22 protein-coding genes are annotated in these 20589 nt (G+C 57.2%); 12 read left to right on the top strand and 10 right to left on the bottom strand.

Annotated features, from left to right (window positions below; all coding sequences use genetic code 11):
• Nucleotides 1-65: 65 nt before the first annotated feature.
• Both tilS and J4E00_RS10475 read right to left on the bottom strand, forming a co-directional pair.
• Nucleotides 66-1397, bottom strand: a complete 1332-nt coding sequence (tilS, locus tag J4E00_RS10480; RefSeq protein WP_208175105.1) for a tRNA lysidine(34) synthetase TilS — start codon at nt 1395-1397, stop codon at nt 66-68.
• Between the two features lie 64 nt (nt 1398-1461).
• On the bottom strand, nt 1462-2007 hold the full coding sequence (locus tag J4E00_RS10475) for an adenylate kinase (protein WP_208175104.1): 546 nt from the start codon (nt 2005-2007) through the stop codon (nt 1462-1464).
• An 88-nt stretch (nt 2008-2095) separates the two neighbouring features.
• Here J4E00_RS10475 and J4E00_RS10470 point away from each other — a divergent pair, with 88 nt between their 5' ends.
• The 10 genes from J4E00_RS10470 (at nt 2096) to J4E00_RS10425 (ending at nt 12607) form a co-directional block, all read left to right on the top strand.
• Nucleotides 2096-3868: an OstA-like protein gene (locus tag J4E00_RS10470; protein ID WP_208175103.1), complete on the top strand. Its 1773-nt coding sequence runs from the start codon at nt 2096-2098 to the stop codon at nt 3866-3868.
• Nucleotides 3869-3972: 104 nt separating this feature from the next.
• Entirely contained in the window at nt 3973-4803 is an 831-nt protein-coding gene (locus J4E00_RS10465) for an outer membrane protein assembly factor BamD (RefSeq protein WP_208175102.1), read from the top strand.
• A gap of 108 nt (nt 4804-4911) precedes the next feature.
• Entirely contained in the window at nt 4912-5259 is a 348-nt protein-coding gene (locus J4E00_RS10460; RefSeq protein ID WP_208175101.1) for a DNA-directed RNA polymerase subunit omega, read from the top strand.
• Nucleotides 5260-5426: 167 nt separating this feature from the next.
• A complete protein-coding gene (locus J4E00_RS10455) occupies nt 5427-6017 on the top strand; it encodes a flavoprotein (protein ID WP_208175100.1) in 591 nt (196 codons plus the stop codon).
• A gap of 110 nt (nt 6018-6127) precedes the next feature.
• A complete protein-coding gene (locus J4E00_RS10450; RefSeq protein WP_208175099.1) occupies nt 6128-6778 on the top strand; it encodes a phosphopantothenoylcysteine decarboxylase in 651 nt (216 codons plus the stop codon).
• Nucleotides 6779-6783: 5 nt separating this feature from the next.
• On the top strand, nt 6784-7704 hold the full coding sequence (locus tag J4E00_RS10445; protein ID WP_208175098.1) for a DUF4835 family protein: 921 nt from the start codon (nt 6784-6786) through the stop codon (nt 7702-7704).
• Nucleotides 7705-7791: 87 nt separating this feature from the next.
• Nucleotides 7792-9465: a DNA repair protein RecN gene (gene recN, locus J4E00_RS10440; RefSeq protein ID WP_208175097.1), complete on the top strand. Its 1674-nt coding sequence runs from the start codon at nt 7792-7794 to the stop codon at nt 9463-9465.
• 95 nt (nt 9466-9560) lie between these two features.
• Nucleotides 9561-10391 carry an enoyl-ACP reductase gene (locus J4E00_RS10435; protein WP_208175096.1) on the top strand — a complete coding sequence of 277 codons (831 nt, stop codon included), beginning with the start codon at nt 9561-9563 and terminating at the stop codon, nt 10389-10391.
• A 293-nt stretch (nt 10392-10684) separates the two neighbouring features.
• Nucleotides 10685-11635, top strand: a complete 951-nt coding sequence (locus tag J4E00_RS10430; protein WP_208175095.1) for a pectinesterase family protein — start codon at nt 10685-10687, stop codon at nt 11633-11635.
• Between the two features lie 12 nt (nt 11636-11647).
• Nucleotides 11648-12607, top strand: a complete 960-nt coding sequence (locus tag J4E00_RS10425) for a pectinesterase family protein (protein ID WP_208175094.1) — start codon at nt 11648-11650, stop codon at nt 12605-12607.
• A gap of 194 nt (nt 12608-12801) precedes the next feature.
• Here the strand turns inward: J4E00_RS10425 and J4E00_RS10420 are convergent, their stop codons facing one another.
• Nucleotides 12802-13740, bottom strand: coding sequence for a D-2-hydroxyacid dehydrogenase (locus J4E00_RS10420; protein WP_208175093.1), 939 nt, complete (start codon nt 13738-13740; stop codon nt 12802-12804).
• Nucleotides 13741-14032: 292 nt separating this feature from the next.
• Between J4E00_RS10420 and J4E00_RS10415 the strand changes: the two genes are divergently transcribed.
• Nucleotides 14033-15013 carry a hypothetical protein gene (locus J4E00_RS10415; RefSeq protein WP_208175092.1) on the top strand — a complete coding sequence of 327 codons (981 nt, stop codon included), beginning with the start codon at nt 14033-14035 and terminating at the stop codon, nt 15011-15013.
• 112 nt (nt 15014-15125) lie between these two features.
• On the opposite strand, the gene J4E00_RS10410 is transcribed toward J4E00_RS10415, so the two are convergent.
• A complete protein-coding gene (locus J4E00_RS10410; RefSeq protein WP_208175091.1) occupies nt 15126-15932 on the bottom strand; it encodes an SDR family NAD(P)-dependent oxidoreductase in 807 nt (268 codons plus the stop codon).
• 134 nt (nt 15933-16066) lie between these two features.
• Nucleotides 16067-17065, bottom strand: a complete 999-nt coding sequence (locus J4E00_RS10405) for an ABC transporter ATP-binding protein (protein ID WP_208175090.1) — start codon at nt 17063-17065, stop codon at nt 16067-16069.
• 157 nt (nt 17066-17222) lie between these two features.
• Between J4E00_RS10405 and J4E00_RS10400 the strand changes: the two genes are divergently transcribed.
• On the top strand, nt 17223-17870 hold the full coding sequence (locus J4E00_RS10400; RefSeq protein ID WP_208175089.1) for a hypothetical protein: 648 nt from the start codon (nt 17223-17225) through the stop codon (nt 17868-17870).
• Between the two features lie 45 nt (nt 17871-17915).
• Here J4E00_RS10400 and J4E00_RS10395 read toward each other — a convergent pair whose 3' ends face one another.
• The 5 genes from J4E00_RS10395 to J4E00_RS29820 form a co-directional block, all read right to left on the bottom strand.
• A complete protein-coding gene (locus J4E00_RS10395; protein ID WP_208175088.1) occupies nt 17916-18632 on the bottom strand; it encodes a YARHG domain-containing protein in 717 nt (238 codons plus the stop codon).
• A gap of 76 nt (nt 18633-18708) precedes the next feature.
• Complete coding sequence (locus J4E00_RS10390; RefSeq protein WP_208175087.1) at nt 18709-18972, bottom strand: barstar family protein; 264 nt, start codon at nt 18970-18972, stop codon at nt 18709-18711.
• A gap of 23 nt (nt 18973-18995) precedes the next feature.
• Nucleotides 18996-19517, bottom strand: coding sequence for a PEGA domain-containing protein (locus J4E00_RS10385; protein ID WP_208175086.1), 522 nt, complete (start codon nt 19515-19517; stop codon nt 18996-18998).
• Nucleotides 19518-19697: 180 nt separating this feature from the next.
• Nucleotides 19698-20366, bottom strand: a complete 669-nt coding sequence (locus J4E00_RS10380) for an SMI1/KNR4 family protein (protein ID WP_208175085.1) — start codon at nt 20364-20366, stop codon at nt 19698-19700.
• Nucleotides 20367-20454: 88 nt separating this feature from the next.
• Nucleotides 20455-20589, bottom strand: coding sequence for a hypothetical protein (locus J4E00_RS29820; RefSeq protein ID WP_262898398.1), 135 nt, complete (start codon nt 20587-20589; stop codon nt 20455-20457).

Below are 20589 nucleotides of genomic sequence, written 5' to 3'. Positions count from 1 at the left end.
GAATGCAGGTTGTGCGGGTAGTAAATCCGTGTTTTTCTGGGACGGTTGATACATTGCCCGTTTGGCTACATGCGCTGCACGGTGAGCACCCGCTCGGTGCTGTCTTCCACCTTAAACCGGTCGTCGACGCGCCAGCCCACCACCCAGCAGATTTTACCATCGGCGGAGGTGAGCACGCGCACTTCGTCTTTCAGGTTCAGCGGCACTTTCTGGTCGATGAGAAAATCGCTGAGCAGCTTTTTGCCCTTCATGCCCAGCGGCATGAACCAGTCGCCTTCCTGCCAGCGGCGCAGCGTGAGCGGAAATTTAATCTTGTCGGCATCGAGTGCGGCTGTGCTTTTCGAGCGCGGAATGATGAAGTGCTTGGCATCATCGTGCAACTCGGCTTTGAGGCGCATGCCATCGGCCAACAAGTCCGTTTGGCCCGCCGCCAGCTGGAAAGTGCCAAACTGCGTGAGCCGGCGGGGCGTGATAACCAGATTCTCACGGTCCTTCACCAGCCGGTGCGTAGGCGAGTCGAACCGTCGGCCCGACTCGCTAGGGAAGGCCGCCACAATGTCCTTCACCATCAGCCAGGAAAAGCCAAAGGGCCGCAGCATCTCATGTAGCACCAGCGTGGTGGCAGCCGTTTTTTGCAGCGTGGCGATGTTCAGGTAGGTCACTTCGGCATCGTCGCGGCGGGCCTGGGCGCTGGTTTCCTCCACGTAGCGGCGCACGATTTCCTCGGCACCGCCCACGCGTTCGGCAGTGCCGTGCATGGTCTGGTCAAGATTAGGGTTGATTTCGCGTAGTACCGGCAGTACCTCGTGGCGCAGCAGGTTGCGTTGGTATACGGGGCTGTCGTTGCTGTCGTCTTCGCGCCAGCGCAGGCCGCGTTCCACTAGGTAGTCGTGCAGGTCATCGCGCCCCAGGCCCAGCAGCGGCCGGATGATGTGGCCATTCTTCACCTGAATGCCGTGCAGGCCGGCCAAACCAGTCCCGTGGGTCAGGTTCAGAATCATCGTTTCGGCCTGGTCGCGCTGGTGGTGGGCTGTGGCAATGTAGGCCAGGCCCTGCACCTGCCGCAACTGCTCAAACCAGCGGTAGCGCAGGAAGCGGGCGGCCATCTGGGTCGAGATGCCTTCCTGCTCAGCATATTCCTTGGTGCGGAAAAACTCAGCAAAGTAGGGGAGGCCATACTGCTTGGCCAGCTTGCGCACAAACTGCTCGTCGGCATCAGCATCTTCGCCGCGCAGGCCGAAATGGCAGTGTGCCACAGCCACCTGCACGCCTATGCGGTGCAGTACATCGAGCAGCACCACCGAATCGAGCCCGCCGCTCACGGCCACTAGAATGGGGTCGTTTTCGAGGGAAAACAGGTTGTGCTCTTCAATGAACTGGCGGACAGATTCTAACATAGGGGAAGCCAAAAGCAGCTGTTGGCGGATGTGTGCGAGCAGCTGAAAGAAGTAAAAAGTAAAATCAGGAAACGGCAGGTAACCACTCCAAGATGCCTTGCAGGCGCTGAGCTACAGTCAGGTCGCCGCGTAGCTCCAGCACCGGACTGGTAAAACGTCCCAGCCAAGCCGTGTGGTTAGCCAACGTGCGACTGCCGCCACAGGAACCGTCCTCATAACCCGCCGCCCAGGTCAGAAACGCCTGGGCTTGCGCAGCCCGGTCAGGAATGGCAAAAATAACGTCGCCGTAGCGCTCCTGCTCGCGCTGTTGCAGCCGGGCCAGGCGCACACCTGGCGGTAGCCACAGAAAAACCACGCCTTCAAAAGCCGTCAGCCAATGCTCGCCCCAGCCCACGATAGAGCCGCCCAGAATCCAGGTTGGGTGCCGGGCCAGGTCTGCGGCGAGGGCTGCGTCGCGCTCTGCTACTGGGCGTCGCACGGTATAAGGCGGGTCGGAAGACACCCAGAAATAGTCGTCGCTGTCGAAATAGGGGATTCCGAGTGCCTCGCTCAGTGCGTGGCCCAGCGTGGTGACGCCCGCGCCGGATGCGCCGAAGATGTGCAGTTTCATAAAGAAAGCAGAAGAACTAAATGGTCGTGGGGCACTATGCCGCAAAGATGGCCGTTAGCGCGGGCCCATCTGTACCTTTGCCTGCCGAATGTCCCTCTCCCGCGTCTTTTTCCTTCTGTTGTTGCTGGTGCCGCTGCTGGGGCGGGCTCAAACCCCCACTGCTGCGCCGGCCCGGCCTGCACCTGCGGTCTCGCGCTCGGCGGGTACTACGCCACCGGCCAGCAGTGGGTCCCCAATCAAGCTGCTCACGGCTGGCGAGTTGGTGGGCGGTGACTTTAATGGCGTGAAAATCCGCAAGCTGCTGACCAACGTCAGCTTCCAGCAGGACGACGTATTTCTGTACTGCGACTCCGCCTATCAGTACCTCGACCGCAACCAGGTAGAAGCCTTCAGCAATGTGCGGGTGGTGCAGAACGACACCATGACCATCACCGGTGACCACGGTTTCTATGACGGTGCCAAGCGCACTGCCCGCATGACCGGCAACGTGGTGATGCGCGACCCGCGCATGACCCTGACTACGCCAGCCCTTGACTACGACCTGAACCGCAAAAGCGCGTCGTACACCGAGACCGGCCACCTAACCGACCCGCAAAACACGCTTGATAGCCAGCAGGGCTTCTACGATACCAATACCAAAGTCTTTGTTTTTAAGCGTAATGTGCACCTCGTTACGCCCGATTCGGAGTTAAACAACGACACGTTGCGCTATAACACGGTGAGCAAGGTGGCCACCTTCAACGGCCCCACGCGCATCAAGGGCAAGCAGGGAAACCTGTATGCTGAGGCCGGGACTTACAACACCAAAACCCGCGTCTCGAACTTCCAGAAAAATGCCAAAATCGACACGCCCAACTACTTGCTGGGTGGTGACCGACTGATATATGACGAGGTAAAGCTCTATGGTGTGGCCAATGGCCACGTCTCGCTCACCTCCAAGAAGGACAACCTAGTGCTGCGCGGCGATGCCGGCAAGTACTGGCGCGGCCTGGGCCGCACCAAGCTCTACGGTGGCCGGCCAGTGGTGCGCAACATCGGCACCCAGAAAGACACGCTATACATGGCCGCCGATACGCTCATCAGCATAGAGGCCCGACCCGGTCAGACCACCACACGCAACATCCTGTACGCCTTTCCGAAAGTGCAGATTTTCCGGGGCAACCTCCAGGGAATCTGCGACTCGCTGACCTACGACCGGCAGGATAGTATCATTTACCTTAATCAGGACCCAGTATTGTGGCAGGCTAAAAATCAGCTGACCGCCGACTCGATACAGATTCGCTCGAGGAAGGGAAAGGTGGATGAAATGCGCCTCTATGCCAATGCATTCGCCGTCAATCAGGACACGCTCCTGAACTTCAACCAGACCAAAGGCCGCAACATGATGGCCTACTTCCGCGACAATAAAATGCGGCGCGTGGATGTGCTGGGCAATGCCGAAAGCATCTTCTACGCCCTCGACGGAGACACCGTGACCACCGGCATGAACCGGGTGCTGTCGGCTAATATGCGCCTGCTGTTTGTGGACAGCAAGCTGAATAAAATCACAGTTCTCACCAATCCGGACGCCAAATTCATTCCACCGCATGAGCTGAAGCCGGAAGACGAGCGCCTGAAGGGCTACACTTGGCGCGCCAAGGAACGACCCACCCGCCGCCAAGTGTTGGGCAAGCAGTTTGATGACCGACCGGTAAAACGCAAGCCCACCAAGAAAAAGGCTGCCCCAGCCAAGTCGAAGAGCAAAACCAAAACACCCGCCCAGAAACTTCCGGCTAAAGCGGCAAAGCCCGCTGCCCAACCCGCCGCGCCTAGACCTGCAGCCCCCAAGTTGCCGGCTGCCGCCGCAGCCAGCAAGCGCTAGCTGCAACCTTTGAGCCACCGGCGGTACTCCTTTGCCGGGCGGACTCGACCCAACCGCCGGCCGGCTTGCCTCCGCCGGCTCAAATCGTTACCTTTGCACCCCTTATGCCGATTTCCCGCCTCACGGTTCTGTTTCTGCTGATTAGCACGCTCGTTTTGGGCTCCTGCGCCAGCGGCTACCAAAAGTTGCTGAAAAGCACCGACGTCAATAAAAAGTACGAAGCTGCTGTCAAGTATTACGACAAGGGCGACTTTTTCCGGGCCGGCACACTGCTCGAAGACCTCATTCCGCTACTAAAAGGCCGCCCCGAGGCTGAAAAGGCTCAGTTCTACTTTGCCAATACGAACTACAAGCAGCGCAACTACGTGCTGAGTGCGTTCTATTTCAAGTCATTTACCGATACCTACCCCAACTCGGAGTACGCGGAGGAGGCAAACTTCCTGCACGCTAAGTCGTTGTTTCTGGACTCGCCCAGCTACGAGCTCGACCAAACTAATACGGTTTCGGCCCTCGAATCCATCCAGGATTTCCTGAACCGCTACGCCGAAAGCAAGTACAAGGCGGAGACCGAGAACATGGCGCAGGAGCTTCAGAAGAAGCTGGAAAACAAAGCGTTCGAAAGTGCCAAGCTGTACTACCAGTTGCGCTACAACCAGGCCGCCGTGGTGGCTTTGACCAATTTTCAATTGCAATATCCTGCTTCAGCCTATGCCGAGCAGGCTGCTTTTCTGCGCCTGACTGCCCAGTACGCCTGGGCCCAGGAAAGCGTAGAATCGAAGCAACGGGAGCGTTTCCTCGAAGCCGTGAACTTCTACCAGCAGTTCATTGATAGCTACCCCAAAAGCAAGAACCTAAAAGCTGCGCAGGACATGTACGACGTCAGTCAAGCAAGCCTGACCAAGCTAAAAGCGACTCCGGCCGCTGCTTCTAACTAACTTTAGTTGTCTGTTGCCAGTTGTTGGTTGCTCGTTTTGTAACCAACCAGTAGCCCCGGCCAGAAGCTGACAACGGACCCCAAACGATTAGCAACTAAAAATATGCCCATGAAACCCAATCCCAACACTCCTTCAAGCTCCATCGTGACGCGCAACATCGCCGACATCACCGGTGACAACGGCAACGTGTACGAAGCCATTGCCGTGATTTCGAAGCGCGCCAACCAGCTGTCGATTAAACTGAAAGAGGAGTTGAACGACCGCCTGGCCGAGTTTGCTTCTACCGTCGACAACTTAGAGGAAGTGTTCGAAAACCGCGAGCAAATCGAGGTTTCCAAGCAGTACGAGCGCATGCCCAAGCCCACCAGCCTGGCCATTGAGGAGTTCCTGCAAGGCAAAGTCTACTACAGCACGCCCGAGCCGGAAGAAGTGCCAGTCCCCCGCGAGCTGTTCTAAACGGCTGGCTGCTTATCAAGCATGCCTACGCAGTTATAGTAAAAGAACGTCATGCTGGGCGCAGCCGAAGCATCTCTCCCGCAACAGTAATTGGTTACTTTGCACCAGAAGATGCTTCGACTACGCCCGGCATGACGTTCTTTGTTGCGTAAAAAAGCTTCGAATCAATGCCTGAAATCAGCCAGCAATTAGCCGCAAGCAGCCTCGCCAGCCGGCGCGTCTTGCTGGGCGTGAGCGGCAGCATTGCCGCTTATAAAGCCGCGCCGCTCACGCGGCTGCTGGTAAAAGCCGGGGCCGAAGTACAAGTTATTCTCACCGAAGCCGCCATGGCTTTCGTTACGCCGCTCACGCTGGGCACCCTTTCCAAAAAGCCCGTCCTGACGGGCTTTTTGCGTGACGCGGCAGCTGGCGAATGGCATAACCACGTTGAGCTGGGCCTTTGGGCCGATGCGCTGCTGATTGCACCCGCCAGCGCCAATACCATCGGCCAGCTGGCCAACGGCCTGTGCCCGAACCTACTTTGCGCGGTGTATTTATCGGCCCGCTGCCCGGTATTTCTCGCCCCAGCCATGGACCTGGATATGTTCGCACACCCGGCCGTGACGCAGAATCTGGCGCGGCTGCGCAGCTTCGGCAACCGCGTTTTCGACTCGCCCAGCGGTGAGCTGGCCAGTGGCCTCAGCGGTGCCGGGCGCATGCTGGAGCCGGAAGACATTGTGGCGGAATTGGAGCAATTTTTTAGAAGTGCTGAGGGTTGAGAACTTCTTGTTGAGTAAGAAGGTAGCTTCGTCGACACTTAACAGTTTTACTTACAAAGTCCTCATTCGACTCAACATTCAATCCTCAAAACGCAGCCCATTCATAACTGATGCACGTTCTCCTCACTGCCGGCCCAACCTATGAGCCCCTCGACCCGGTTCGTTTTCTTGGCAACCGCTCGACGGGTAAAATGGGCTATGCGCTAGCTGCTGCCTTTGCGGCAGAAGGCGCGGAGGTGACGCTGGTGAGCGGCCCCAGCCATCTGCCAGACCCCGCCAGCCCGCGTATTCGCACGGTGCGGGTGGAAACGGCTGCTGAGATGTTTGCCGCCGCTGCCGAAGCGGCTCCTGCGGCTGATGTGTGGGTATTTGCTGCTGCCGTGGCCGACTACCGGCCAGCGCATGTGGCTATTGAAAAGATTAAGAAAACAGGCGAAACCCTGACGCTGGAGCTGGTGAAAAACGTGGACATTGCTGCCACACTCGGTCAAAGCAAGCGGGCTGAACAATTTGCGGTCGGTTTTGCGTTGGAGACTACAAACGAGCTGGCTCACGCACAGGACAAGCTGCATCGAAAAAACTTCGACCTTATTGTCCTGAATTCCTTGCGGGATGCGGGCGCAGGTTTCGGGCACGACACCAACAAGGTGACTGTGCTGGATGCCGCCGGCCAAATCGTTAATTTTGAGTTGCAGTCCAAGGCCGATGTGGCCCGTGGACTGGTTAGCCTGATTCTGGCCCGTTTGGCCCCAACTAGTTGATAACCATGTTGCGAAAAATACTCGCGGCTCTGCCGATGTTCGCCCTGCTGCTGGCTGGTCCTGCTGCCCAGGCCCAGGAGTTGATGGCCGAAGTGCGCGTTTCAACCGAAAACGTGACCATTTCGGACCCCACCATCGTGACGCAGATGCAGAACGATATCCGCAACCTGCTCAACACCCGTGCCTGGACCAACCAGGCCTACCGGCCCGAAGAGCGGATTAAGGTGAAAATGTTTATCGGCATCACGGCCATTCCGCAGAACGGCACCTACAACTGCACCATGCGTCTGATTTCGACGCGCCCGGTGTACGGTACGGGCTATGATACCAACGTGGTCAGCCTCAGCGACCGGAGCTTCAACTTCAATTACTCGCCGCAAAACCCGCTGGATTTTTCACCCAACAGCTTCGTTTCCAATCTGTCGTCGCTGATTGGCTACTATGCCTACCTCGTTATTGGGCTGGACCGTGACACGTTCTCGCGTCTCGGCGGTACTCCGTATTACGAGCAGGCCCGCACCATTGTCAGCTACTCGGCCAACCAAACCCAAACCAACGAGGCCGATGAAGGCTGGCGCGGCACCGGCTCCCGCGAGCGTCATTGGCTGCTCGACAACATCACCGACCCGCAGCTGGAAGCCTTCCGCACGGGCCTGTACGATTATTACCGGCAGGGCATGGACGTCTTCATTGAGAAGCCTGAGCAAGCCCGGGCCTCGGTGATGACCGCGCTGACGGGCGTGCAAAAAGCAGCGCTGACGCGTCCGGGAACCTTATTTGCCCGTGCGTTCTTCGATGCAAAGTCTGACGAGATAGCCAATATTTTCCGCACCAGCCAAGACCAGAGTCAGAAGCAGCAACTGGTGAGTATGCTGACCGAAGTAGACCCTACAAACTCGGCGAAATATCAAACGGTACTTAAATAAATGGGGAGTGAAGAATGAGGAGTGAAGAATTGCTGACGTAGGCATATTCAATTCCTATTCTTCACTCCTCATTCTTCATTACTTATAATGTTAGTCGATTTACGAATTAAGAATTACGCGCTGATTGAGCAACTGGAGTTGCGTCCATCGCCGCTGCTGAATATAATTACGGGCGAAACCGGAGCGGGCAAATCCATTATGCTGGGCGCCATTGGCTTGCTGCTGGGCAACCGCGCTGATTCGCGCATGCTATTCGATACCGAGCGCAAATGCGTGATTGAGGGGCAATTTGATATTGCAACGTATCACCTGCAGGATATTTTTGAGGCCGAGGATTTGGACTACGATACGCACTGCATCCTGCGACGTGAAATCAGCCCGAATGGGAAGTCGCGCGCATTCGTCAATGATACACCCGTAACGCTGGAGGCGCTGCGAAAAATCGGAGCCAACCTGATGGATATTCACTCGCAGCACGACACGCTGCTGCTGGGTGATGGCGTTTTTCAGCTGAACCTGCTGGATTTGTACGCGGGTTTGGTGCCGCAGCGCACCATGTACAGCAGCGCTTTCCGACAGTACCGCAAGCTGGAAGTTGACTTGCAAACGCTGGAGAGCCAAGCGGCGCAGGCGAGTAAGGAGCTGGACTACAACAGCTTCTTGCTGAATGAGCTGGAAGAAGCTCGGCTAGATACCGAAGACCAAGATGCGCTGGAGCAGGAGGTGAAGCAGTTGGAGCACGCCGAGGAAATCAAGTATAAGCTGAGCCAGGCGCTGCACGGCCTGCGCGACAGCGAAACCTGCGCCACTGGCACCATGAAAGAAGCATCGATGCTGCTGGGCCAGGTAGCGAGCTACGCCGACAATTTCAAGGAACTACGCGAGCGCCTCGAAAGCTGCCTGATTGAGCTGCATGACATTGCCGACGAAGTAGAAACCGCCGAGCGCCGTACCGAGGGCGACCCCGCCCGCGCCGAGGAATTGCAAGACCGTCTCAACGTGCTTTACACCTTGCAGCGCAAGCACCAGGCCCGCGACCTGCCCGCCCTTATTGCCGTGCGCGATGGCCTGCGTCAGAAAGTAAGCTCGGTGCTGAACCTGGACAAGGAAATTGCCCGGCTGCGCAAGGATTCGGATGCGGCGCTGGCGGCCGTGACCAAGCAAGGCGGCAAGCTTTCGGACAGCCGCCGGAAGTCGTTCCCGAATTTTGAAAAGCAGCTGGGCTTGTTGCTGGCCGATTTGGGCATGCCCAACGCCCGCATTGTGATTCAGCACAACACCGGTGCGCCCGCCACGAGCGGCATCGACGTGGTGAGTATCCTGTTCACAGCTAATAAAGGCGCACAGCCGCAGACGTTGAGCAAAGCTGCTTCGGGCGGGGAATTCTCCCGCCTGATGCTATGCATCAAGTACATGCTGGCGGATAAAACGGCTTTGCCTACGATTGTATTCGACGAAATTGATACCGGTATTTCGGGCGAAATTGCGGTGAAGGTGGGCCGTATGATGCAGCAGATGGCGCAGAAGCACCAGTTGGTGGCCATTTCGCACCTGCCGCAAATGGCGGCGGCTGGCGACGTGCACTACTTCGTGTATAAGGAAGACCGTGCCGACCGTACCGTGAGCCGCATTCGCGAGCTGAACCAGGAGGACCGGATTAAGGAAATCGCGCACATGATTGCGGGGGCCAAGCCGAGCGAAAATGCCTTCCAGAGTGCCCGCGAGCTGCTGGCGCTGCGCGGGGAAACAGTAGCTGGGTGACCGAGTGACTGAGTGAATTGCTAACTTGCGCTGGAATCCAGGACGGCCCACGTGCTGTCTGCCATCACTCAGTCACTCATTTACTCAGTCACTCAATGGCTAATAACCTCCTCGCCGGCAAAGTCGGTATCATCTCCGGCGCCCTCAACGAGAAATCCATTGCCTGGAAAGTAGCCCAGCGCGCCCACGCCGAGGGTGCCCGCTTTGTACTCACCAACGCGCCGCTGGCCATGCGCATGGGCGAAATCAACAAGCTGAGCGAGGAATGCAACGCCCCCATCATTCCGGCCGATGCTACCTCGACGGAGGAGTTGGAGAAGCTGTTTGCCGGGGCGCAGGAGCAGTTGGGCGGCAAACTTGACTTCGTGCTGCACTCCATTGGCATGAGCCCGAACATTCGAAAGGGCAAGCACTACGGCGAGCTGAACTACCAGTGGTTCCAGCAAACGATTGATATTTCGGCGCTGAGCCTGCACAAAATGCTGGCCGTAGCTGAGAAGCAGGATGCTTTCAACGAGTGGGGCAGCGTGGTGGCCCTGAGCTACATCGCGGCCCAGCGCGCCTTCCTCGACTACACCGACATGACCCAAGCCAAAGCTATGCTCGAAAGCATTGCCCGTAGCTACGGCCAGCGCCTCGGCAAGCTAAAAAAAGTGCGCGTAAACACCATCTCGCAGTCGCCCACCAAAACCACGGCCGGCACCGGCATCAGCGGTTTCGATGCATTCTACGAGTTCGCCGACAAGATGTCGCCCCTCGGCAACGCCCCCGCTGAAGCCTGCGCCGACTACTGCATCTCGCTGTTCTCGGACCTGACCCGCTACGTAACCATGCAAAACCTGATGCACGACGGCGGTTTCAGTACCACCGGCATCTCGGCCGAGATTGTGGAGTTGGTAAGCGCGGCCGCTGGCGCGCAGGAATAGTTTTTACTTGTTGTGAGTACAAAAAGCCCGGCCGCTTGGTCGGGCTTTTTGCATGTGGTGGGGTGCCGGCAACAAGTCGTTACAGAGACTTGGCAAGACATCGCAAAGGTCCGGCAAGTGATAGCAAAGGCGCGGCAAGGTGTTACAAATACCAAGCAAGACGTTCACTGACTAGCGCAAGAGGAGGATGGCACTACGAACAAAGTGGACCTTTGCCGGCAACGATTGCGCAAAAAGAAAGTGCTTTTGGCGGAACGGGCCATTAGGTTTGCATCATCCAAACCCGTTGCGCTATGAAGAATCTGTTGCTGCTTGTGCTGCTGAGTGGCCTGTCCTTATGCCGCGCCTTTGGCTATGATTTTGTGGTGGCGCAGGATGGCAGCGGAAAGTTTCGCACTGTGCAGGAGGCATTCAACGCTGTGCCTGATTTTCGGAAGAAAATCACGACCATCTTCATTAAAAAGGGCATTTATAAAGAGAAACTGGTGCTGGCCGGCTCAAAGCAACTGGTGAAACTCATTGGCGAAGACCGGGACAAAACCATCCTGACGTACGACGACTACAACCAGAAGAAAAACATTTTTGGGGAGGAGAAGGGTACGTCCGGCTCGGCCAGCCTATACATCTACGGTACCGATTTTTCGGCTGAGAACCTGACGTTTCAAAATTCGTCGGGGCCGGTGGGGCAGGCGGTGGCCGTGTGGGTCGATGGCGACAAGGCAGCCTTCGTGAACTGCCGGTTTCTGGGGTTTCAGGATACGTTGTATACGTATGGGCGCGGCAGCCGGCAGTTTTATAAGGGCTGCTACATCGAAGGGACGGTGGATTTTATCTTCGGCTCGAGCACGGTGTGGTTTGAGGATTGCGAGATTTTCTGCAAGAAAAGCGGCTTTGTGACGGCCGCCAGCACGCCCGACACGGCGCGCTTTGGGTACGTATTCAGCCACTGCCGCATTGGCGGCGATGCCCCGGCGGGCAGCTTCGCGCTGGGCCGGCCCTGGCGGCCCTACGCCAAAACCGTGTACCTGAACTGCGAGCTAGGCGCCATGATTCGGCCCGCCGGCTGGGACCCCTGGGATAAGGAATCGAACAAGAAAACGGCTTACTATGCCGAGTATCTAAGCCGGGGCCCCGGTGCGGCTCCTGACAAGCGCGCAACCTGGTCGCACCAACTGACAGAGGCCGAAGCCAAAACCTATACCCGCGACAACGTGCTACGCGGCTGGCAGCCGCTGGGTAATTAAACAGTTTTTCCAATGAAATTATTGAGCCTCACGCTCTGCCTAGCGGCCTTTGCCGCCCACGCTCAAACGGCCCCCCAATCCGGCCCCATCACCGTGGCGCAGGATGGCAGCGGCACCTACCGCACCGTGCAGGAAGCCGTGGATGCGGTGCCCAACCAGCCGCAAAAAACAATCACCATCTTTATCAAAAAAGGCACCTACCGCGAAAAACTGGTGGTACCAACCCTCAAAACCCACATTAAAATGGTGGGCGAAGACGCGGCTACCACCATCCTCACCTTCAATGACCATACCGGCGACGCGGCCGGGCACAATACTTATACCTCGCATTCGGTGCTGGTGCAGGCCAACGATTTTTCGGCCGAAAACCTGACCTTCGAAAACAATGCAGGCTACACGGCCGGGCAGGCGGTAGCACTGCACGTGGAGGGCGACCGCTGCACCTTCCGCCACTGCCGGGTGGTGGGCAATCAGGACATTCTCTTTCTGGCTACCGACCGTACACGCCAGTATTTTCAGGACTGCTACCTCGAAGGAACTACCGATTTTATTTTTGGTGCCAGCACGGCCGTGTTCGACCATTGCATTATTAAGAGCAAGAAAAATTCGTTCATCACGGCTGCCTCTACGCCACCGCAGCAACAGTTTGGCTTCGTATTTCTGGGGTGCAAGCTGACCGCCGACACGGCGCTGGCCAAGAAGGTGCACCTCGGCCGGCCCTGGCGGCCTAGTGCCAAAGTGGTGTACCTCAATACAGAAATGGGTAGCCACATTGCCCCCGCTGGCTGGGACAACTGGAAAAACCCGGAGAATGAAAAAACGGCTTATTTCGCCGAGTACAACTCCACCGGCCCCGGTGCCAAGCCAGCGGGGCGGGTAGGTTGGTCGCACCAGCTTACTGCCAAAGAGGCCAAGCAATACACGATAAAGACCATTTTTGCAGCCAGTGAGCCGTGGGTACCCGGAAAATAGCGGAAAGGTCGTTGCGAGGCGTAGCCGTAGCAACCCGTCTTCCCAACGTGACTAGCTCCAAGATGTGAGAAAGCCCCAATACGGTACCGTATTGGAGCTTTTTGCTTTCAAAAAACGTTTGCTACATTATCGAGCTAGTCGCATTGTCGGGACTGATTGCTTCGTCGTGCCTCCTCACAATGTCAGCTTTGGCCTTAGTACCCCCGGCTCAAGTCTACCAGATTTTCGAATGGCTGGCCAGTGCGCAGGTTTTCCAGGTTGCGGAGCAGCACATCCACCTTGCTCTCATCTTCGAAAGCCTGGCCGCCGCCGGTATGCTGGGTAAGCAACACGTTGGGCAGGCCCCAGAGCGGGCTGTCCAGGGGCAAGGGCTCGGTGGCTGTGACGTCGAGCAGTGCGCCGCCGAGGCGCTGGTTTTGCAAGGCGGCGATGAGGGCGGGCTCGTCGGTAGTGTTGCCGCGGCCTACGCTGGCGTAGATGCTGTCGGGGCGCATGGCAGCAATTAGCTCGGCGGAGAAAAAGCCGTCTGCGCTGCCGGGCAGGGTATTGATGACGATGTCGGTTTCGGGCAGGGCGGCCAGCAGGTCTTCTTTGGAGTGAAGCTCGGCCTGTGGCGACGTACGGGCCAGAAACTGCACCAGGCAATCGAAGCCACCGAGTTGCTTACGTAGGGCTTGCCCAATGGCTCCGGCTCCTAGTACTACAACGCGCTTGCCGCGCAGCAGGCCCGAGCGGTTGCGCACAAACGCGCCGCCCACCCATTTCTTCTCTGCTTGCAACACGGCCAATTCGGGGAGGTGACGGTAGAGGGCCAGCAATCCGCCAACCATGGTTTCGGCGCAAGGCCAGGCAAAAAAATCACCCATATTGGCAGTTGGCACCGCTACATCTACCTTCCGGTAGCGCTCGAAGCCTGCTGAGTCGATTTGCCAGAACTTCAAGCTGGGAGGTGTACCAGCCTCAAACCAAGCTGGTGGCGGGTTGCCGAGCAGGACATCAGCCATTTGAAAGGCCGCTTGCTGCTGCTCAGGTGCTAGGTCGGGGCCGAAAGTCAGGGTCCAGTCAGTGGGCCGCTGCCGCTGCAAATGGGCCCGGGCAGAGGTACTAAGGGGAGAATAAACGAAGAGATGCATAAAGAGGCCGCAGTAGGTGCGGCGGCTGGGATAAGGACGAGGTTGCTATACGGTAGTTGCGTGCGCGGGGACTGCAAAGCTGGCTTTAGACAAAGAAGGGCCAAATTTTGAGCTTTTCTGTATTGGGCGCTAACAGCCAATGCAATGACCGGTGCCAGTGTTAGGGTTGGTAAACAGCGCAACTTTGAGAAAATATAGCTTTCTTGCGCGCCCACTGTTTTGAGCATAGCCGCAACAGCTTATCATACAAAGTTTTTTCGCTGGTGCTGTCCTTGCTTCCTTTCTGATTCGCGTGAGATTTGCTGTTTCTACCCTTGCTGTAGCTCTTGCGCTTTGGATGGTGCCGGGCGAGCAGCTGCTACTGGCGCAGAAGCCAGCTTCGGCCCAGCCCACGACAATACTGTTTGTTGGTAATAGCTTTTTCCATGGCAAATACCAGCCGGTACTGGCCTACAACGCAGCCCATGTCACGGATGAGAATTTTGGCCTGCCCGCCGGGCATCCGCGCTGCGAAACAGCTACCGGTGAGTCCGTGGTGTGGGGTGGAATCCCAGGAATTTTTCAGCAGTTTACGGAAGAGGTTGGGCTGAATTACAAAGTGCATTTCGAGGAAATCAACGCCAAGCCCCTGCAATACCACTACGACCACGCCTTGTCCGTTATCCAGCAGCCGCACTGGAACACGGTGGTGCTGCAGGAGTACAGCACTGGTCCCGTGCCCACTCGCCACGGCGGCCACCCCGCCAGCTTCCGCACCTCCGCCACCCGCTTAGAACAAGCCGTGCACACCGCCAACCGCGAAGCCAAGGTATTCCTGTTCCAAACCTGGCCCCGCGCCGACCTCACATACCCCAGCGGTACGCCCTACGCTGGCCTGCCGCTGGACTCAATGGCACAGGAACTACACGCGGCGTACTACGGCCTGCTGCGGGAAAACCCAGGTTTTGCGAGCGTAGCACCCGTCGGCGATGCCTGGTTGCGTGCTGTGCAAAGCGGCGTGGCAATGCCGAATCCCTATGCTCCTGAAACCGGTAAAATCGACCTGTGGGGTGCCGACCATTACCACCCCAGCAACTGGGGTGCTTACCTCACAGCTTGCGTCCTTTTTGGCGAAATCACGGGCTGCGACCCACGCACGCTGGGTGCCACCGAGCAAGCTGCCACCGCCTTGTGCATTGCTTCCGCCGAAGCTACTGCTCTGCAACGCATTGCCTACGAACAAATACGCATGGCCCGGCCTACAGCTTTTTCTGCGGCAGCGCCCGTCCGTTAACATCGCCGTGCACTGGGCTACGCCGTAAGGCATTGAACACGCCTAAAAAGAAAGCCCGGCCAACTCGGCCGGGCTTTCTTTTTAGGTGAAATGAGACGGCAGCGGGGCCGGGTTATTTCGCGCTTTCGTTGCCGTCAACGGGCTCGCTTTGCTTGTGCACCTGAGCAGCGACCAGCGGGTCGGGGGTTACTTTGCTCATGCCCACCTGCACGTTGTTCATGAAGCCAGAGATGATGCGGCTTTCGCCGTTCATCAGGGCTTTATAGCCGTCCTTGGCAACGTCGGCGGGAGCAGCGCCACCGCCTTCGGCCACGTTTTTGGCGCGGGTCATGTCGGCTTTTTCGAAGAAGTCGGTTTTGGTGAGGCCGGGCAGCAGGTTGGTAATGGTGATGTTGCTGTCCTTGTTTTCCTCCTGAATGGATTCAGCGAAGGAGTTTACGAAGGCCTTGGTGCCGTGGTAAACGGCTTGCAGGGGGCCGGGTAGCTCGCCCGCAATGCTGCCCACGAGCAGAATCTTGCCTTCGTTGCGGGCCTTGAACTCCTGCAGGTACAGCTTGGTAAATACCACATAGGCTCCAATGTTGAGCTGAACGATATCTAACTCGCGCTGGATGTCAGTGGTGTCAAAGGTGCCGTACTGACCCTGGCCGGCGTCGTTCACCAGCACGTCAATAGTGAGGCCTTTGCTTTTGATTTCGTCATAAACTTCAAACGGAGCTTCGCGCTTAAACAGGTCCTTGGCAATGGTAGTGACTTCGATGCCATACTGCTGTTGCAGCGCAGAAGCTGTTTGGTCTAGTCCGGACTGGTCGCGGGCTACGATGACGAGGTTGTACTTGTCTTGCGCAAAGCAATTGGCCAGCTCGCGGCCAATGCCGCTGGTGGCGCCCGTAATGAGGGCAGTTTGTTGGGTTGCCATAAATATGGAAAGGGTTAGGAATGGACTAAATCCTAACGCAGGCCACGCAAATGAGTTATTGTCGGGCTTTGAGTAGATGATTGCAGGATGACGGGTGCCTGCCTATTTAGCGGTGATAAGCTCTTTCGCTACACTCAGCCTGACGGGGGCGCAGTCATCTCCCAACCGGTCCCGGCCGCTGCCGAAACCACCGTTGCATCGCCCGCCCGCAGCTTTGTTGTTGCTACTCGCACGCGCACCATATTTTCCTTTAGCTGGATTTCCACCTCGTAGTAGCTGCCAAAAAACCGCACGGCCTGCACCGTGCCAGGCGCCCCCTTGGCATCGGCCGCACCAAGGCGGAATTGCTCGGGCCGCACCAGCAGCGCGGCGTCTTTGTGGTGGCGTTTGCCTGGGTGCAGGGCCCGGCGGTCGAAGCCGCGCACCAGGTTATAGTCGCCAAACAGCGCAGCGGTGGCTTCGTCTGCGGGTTGGTGATAGAGCTGCGTCGGCGGGCCTTGCTGCACCAGCCGGCCCCGGTGCAGTACCACTATTTCATCAGCCCAGGGCAATACGTCGGTGGCGTCGTGCGATACGAGCAGGCAGGTGATGCCCAGCCGGGTGCCCAGCTCTTCGATGATGCTTTGCAGGATGCGCTTGTGGGTACGGTCGAGGTTGGAGAAGGGCTCGTCCAGCAGCAGCAATTGGGGCGCGCCAAGCAGGAGCCGGGCCAGCGCCACGCGCTGCTGCTCGCCGCCGGAGAGCTGGTCGGTGCGCCGCTGGGCCAGGTGGGCAATGCGGCAGAGGGCATACACGGCCTGGGCTTCGGCTTGGGGACGCTTGTTGGCATAGCGCAGCACCTGCTCCACGCGCAACGAGTGCGGTAAGTCGGATTTTTGAGAGAGGTAGGCCACGCCAGGATGGCCAGGCACCAGGGTTTCCTGCGGCCCGCGCACGCGGCTGCCGTTGGCGTGTACCGCACCGGTGCTGGGCTGAATGAGGCCGGCCACGATTTGCAGCAGGGTGCTTTTGCCGGCTCCGCTTTCGCCGGCCAAGGCTAGCTTCTGCCCCGGCTTTTGGGAAAAACTAATGGGCTGGAGCACGGAAACGCCGTTTTCCTGAAGGCTGATGTTGGTGACAGTAAGAATTTCCATGCAGGGCAAAGAACGCCACAAAGCCGGCACCAGTCGGAGCAGTTGGTGCCGAAAAGTGTTCGGGCTACAAAGCCTGCGCTGCGGTGGTGCCGGAGGTTCGGGGCAACTGGTATCTTAGCCCTGCTGCTCGCCCACGCTTTCCAGCAGCTCAGTTCCTATGCTTTCTGAGAACCTGGCTGATTTTACGCAGAAGTCGAAGTACCTGCCCGATTTAGCGCCCGATGTGGCTTTCCTGATAAAGCCGGACTTCTTCTACGGCTCATTCAACAAGCCGGAGCCCAACGATATGCGCGACAAAGTGGTGAAGCTTTACCAGCCCCGGCAGACGCGCAGCGGGCACCTCGTGCTTAGCGCTGCCGCGCTGGGCCACGAAGCCGAGCTGGTGCGCTACTACATTTCCATCGTGAAGGCGGCCACGCAGCACCGCAAGCAGCTCAAGGACCAGACCCATTATTTCTGGATGCGGCCTGTGCTGCTCAGTCGGGGCGAGGTGTTGCTCTCGTTTCCGTGGTACGACACGTTTCCTGAAAGCGCCTCGTTGCTCAAGAGCCTGCTCGACCCCATTCCCGAAGGCCTGCTCTACAACGACATGGAGCAGGGGTGGACCGGCGCGGCCTACGCCACCGCCGACCGGGTGTATTTCCTGGAAGGCGACGAAGGCGGCCGGGTGCACACCGCCTGCCACACCGACCGCGCCCGCCTGCAACAAGCGGCTACCGCTGCACTGGCCCGCACCCGCCAGATAATGGAAGTACTCGTCAAGCAAGTGGGCCAGGACTACTGGCGGTTTGGCAACGGGAAATAGTGAGGCCTCATCGCGCCTCCGTAACGCGGTGGTGAATGGCGTGGGCTACATCTTGGCCTCGCTTGCTTTCAGCAGGGCAATGTTCTTCTTCTCAATCTCCGTCAACAAGCGGCTGACATCTGTTGTGGAGGGGTCGTACCAGTCTTGCTTTTTGAAGTGGGCCAGCATGCCATTGGCCGTGGAGAAAATATAGCCGTAGCGGGCAAATACCTCGTTGCGCATCAGTACCAGCTGGGCCTTGCTGTACTTGTTAAGGGCAGCTACCTGCAATACTTGATAGGATGCTTGCGGGTATTCGCCCTGGTAGTAGTCTTTTATTGGGTTGGATTTGGTGCCAATTTCGGCCTCGCCTTTGGGGGCAGCGGCGCGCCCGTATTGATTTATTTTTAAGCCGTTTTCGTAGTTTCCCTCGGTCAGGACGCGCACAAATTCGCCAGACATTTCGACGGAACGGAATTTGTTGCCTTCAATCTTCACGTTGGTTAGGTTTTTATAGGAAAACCGCCATTTTTCTACGCCTTTGACTCGTACCCAATCGCCGGATTTTATCTGGGCGGTTACTATTCCTTCGCTTACGGCGAGGGCCAACTCCGACTCGCCTTCGGATTCTCCGAAGTGATAGACGCCTTCGAAGCTTTTGGGGGTCGTTGCCAGCCAAGGCTTGATGTTTTTTGCCGGTATTTTTTCCGAACCAACTACAGCCTGCCCGAAGGCCCGACCCGTACCAAGGAGCAAGAATAAATAGAGAAGTGCCTGTTTCATAGAAAGGCGGGTGAGAATAGCGTGGCACAAATATGCTGCGCTATCTGTGAACCCGGGGTTGGTACCGTCGGGCTTGCTACCCTAGCAGTAGCTGCTTGCCGGGCTTCTCCTGGTGGTAGTCGGCCATAATCTGGTGGAGAATCTGCATGTCTCGGGGGCAGGACTGGGCGAAGGTTTGCCAGTGCTGCAAGACCACACAATCGGGCATTTCGACTACGGCAATAATGGCGTCCCAGAAAGCGTCCCAACTCACGCCGTACCAGTCCGGAAAGCCCAACTCGCGTTTCATCGTCATGTGAAAAGCGGCTTTGGTGTCGACGTGGGTGAGGTCGATGGTCATGGGTGGGTGCCGGCAGGAAGATATTATTCCGGCTCTGCCAGAATACGCTGTTTCTCTTTTTCGTATTCCTGCGGGGTGAGAATCTTCTCATCCAGCAGCTTTTTGTTTTCGCGCAGGCGTTCTGCGCGGGGCTTGTCAGTACGGGGCTTGGCCGAAGGAACGACTACCGGGCCAGGCTGCTGAACGGGCGATAACGGTTTTAGCTCGTACGAATGCACGGGCTTGTACTTCATTGTCCACAGAAAAGGCACCAGCACAAATACACCGCCAATGATGGCCCCTACGTCGGCCTGCTCGTCTCGCGAAAAAGACGTGGTATACGTTTCAAACCCTTCTTTCTCCATGCGCACGGAGGTAGTGCTGCCCACAATCTTCGTGTCGGAATGCCGGTACGGCGTCGTTCCAACTGACTCGCCATCGACGTAAACACGTGCCCCAACGGGCATCGATTGCAGCACGGTCGTGCTGCTGCAGCTGCTCAATAGCACTGTGCCGGATAGCGACAAAGAAGCAACTAAACGGCAGCCGAAAGAAAATTGGACCATGAAAACAGTAGTAGGAATTATGTGGATGGCGTATTGGCCGCAAATCTATGAGCCTCGCAGCAGAGTGACCGTGGCACGTCAAACGCCAGGTCTACTTGCATGGCAGTAGAAGCATTGCATCCACGGCGAAAGCAGTTACGAGTTATGCTGTATTTGCGCCAGTACAGCGGCCATAGGCGGTTATCGCCTCTTATTCAGCCAATGCGTATTGCCCCAGCTACTCAGCCAATAATTCCTGCCGGGCCCACCGGCGCCAGTGGGGTCAATGTCAAAAAAGCCACGTATTGCTTCACCAGATTCAACTGCTTCGGGACGGTTTAGGAAATAGACCAAGCAGCTCAGCATCTTGCTGAAAGAGGAAAATATAATCTCTCCAAGGCCATTCAAATCGTCTACTGATTCGTGGTCGTATACCCGAATTGGAAACTCATTATTAGTAACCGGGTAACGCGCATCGAATACCAACGGATTGCCAGCACCACTGCCATCTGATGCAAAAGGATAAAGTCCCTGGCTAATTAAATTCCCGCCGTAGTTCAGCTGATTTCTTAATTCTTCTAGCGGCTCATTAGGCAAAGAAGCCGGTAACTGGGCAATCAGACAGTCACCATCGCAAAAGAAGAAAGCCTTGTGCCAATCAATAAAACTGGGTGGTAATTGAATTTGATATGCTTCTTCAAGCTGTTGATAGTCTTCATTCGTCAAGGTGCCTCTGATTGGCTTCCATTCAACCCAGCCTTCGTCATCTTCGGGCCCTGCCATCATATCAGGCGACATTCCCTCCGTATAGACTGTCGTCATTCCCGCCCGCCAGTAAGCAGTGAAAAAATCAGCAGTGATACTGTGCATTATGCTTGGATGTGTGAATTAAGGCAAGACATGCGGGTATTCTAACGAAGTTGTGTTAAGCACCTCGTCAAGCAAGTGGGCCAGCATTTCAACCACAGCAATAATGGCATCCCAGCTCACGCCGTACCAGTCGGGAGAGGTGCAACTCGCGCTTCATCGTCGTGTGAAAAGCAGCTTTGGTGTCGACGTAGGTGAGGTTGATGGTCATGAGGGTAGGCTTCAT

This window comes from Hymenobacter negativus (assembly GCF_017571495.1).
Classification (GTDB): Bacteria; Bacteroidota; Bacteroidia; order Cytophagales; family Hymenobacteraceae; genus Hymenobacter; species Hymenobacter negativus.
Note: the sequence above shows the minus strand (reverse complement) of the source record. Positions and strands in the feature narration are given on the sequence as shown.

Coding starts and splice junctions, on each gene's coding strand:
- tilS (WP_208175105.1), bottom strand. CDS start 1,397: ATGTTAGAATCTGTCCGCCAGTTCATTGAAGAGCACAACCTGTTTTCC.
- J4E00_RS10475 (WP_208175104.1), bottom strand. CDS start 2,007: ATGAAACTGCACATCTTCGGCGCATCCGGCGCGGGCGTCACCACGCTG.
- J4E00_RS10470 (WP_208175103.1), top strand. CDS start 2,096: ATGTCCCTCTCCCGCGTCTTTTTCCTTCTGTTGTTGCTGGTGCCGCTG.
- J4E00_RS10465 (WP_208175102.1), top strand. CDS start 3,973: ATGCCGATTTCCCGCCTCACGGTTCTGTTTCTGCTGATTAGCACGCTC.
- J4E00_RS10460 (WP_208175101.1), top strand. CDS start 4,912: ATGAAACCCAATCCCAACACTCCTTCAAGCTCCATCGTGACGCGCAAC.
- J4E00_RS10455 (WP_208175100.1), top strand. CDS start 5,427: ATGCCTGAAATCAGCCAGCAATTAGCCGCAAGCAGCCTCGCCAGCCGG.
- J4E00_RS10450 (WP_208175099.1), top strand. CDS start 6,128: ATGCACGTTCTCCTCACTGCCGGCCCAACCTATGAGCCCCTCGACCCG.
- J4E00_RS10445 (WP_208175098.1), top strand. CDS start 6,784: ATGTTGCGAAAAATACTCGCGGCTCTGCCGATGTTCGCCCTGCTGCTG.
- recN (WP_208175097.1), top strand. CDS start 7,792: ATGTTAGTCGATTTACGAATTAAGAATTACGCGCTGATTGAGCAACTG.
- J4E00_RS10435 (WP_208175096.1), top strand. CDS start 9,561: ATGGCTAATAACCTCCTCGCCGGCAAAGTCGGTATCATCTCCGGCGCC.
- J4E00_RS10430 (WP_208175095.1), top strand. CDS start 10,685: ATGAAGAATCTGTTGCTGCTTGTGCTGCTGAGTGGCCTGTCCTTATGC.
- J4E00_RS10425 (WP_208175094.1), top strand. CDS start 11,648: ATGAAATTATTGAGCCTCACGCTCTGCCTAGCGGCCTTTGCCGCCCAC.
- J4E00_RS10420 (WP_208175093.1), bottom strand. CDS start 13,740: ATGCATCTCTTCGTTTATTCTCCCCTTAGTACCTCTGCCCGGGCCCAT.
- J4E00_RS10410 (WP_208175091.1), bottom strand. CDS start 15,932: ATGGCAACCCAACAAACTGCCCTCATTACGGGCGCCACCAGCGGCATT.
- J4E00_RS10405 (WP_208175090.1), bottom strand. CDS start 17,065: ATGGAAATTCTTACTGTCACCAACATCAGCCTTCAGGAAAACGGCGTT.
- J4E00_RS10400 (WP_208175089.1), top strand. CDS start 17,223: ATGCTTTCTGAGAACCTGGCTGATTTTACGCAGAAGTCGAAGTACCTG.
- J4E00_RS10395 (WP_208175088.1), bottom strand. CDS start 18,632: ATGAAACAGGCACTTCTCTATTTATTCTTGCTCCTTGGTACGGGTCGG.
- J4E00_RS10390 (WP_208175087.1), bottom strand. CDS start 18,972: ATGACCATCGACCTCACCCACGTCGACACCAAAGCCGCTTTTCACATG.
- J4E00_RS10385 (WP_208175086.1), bottom strand. CDS start 19,517: ATGGTCCAATTTTCTTTCGGCTGCCGTTTAGTTGCTTCTTTGTCGCTA.
- J4E00_RS10380 (WP_208175085.1), bottom strand. CDS start 20,366: ATGCACAGTATCACTGCTGATTTTTTCACTGCTTACTGGCGGGCGGGA.
- J4E00_RS29820 (WP_262898398.1), bottom strand. CDS start 20,589: ATGAAGCCTACCCTCATGACCATCAACCTCACCTACGTCGACACCAAA.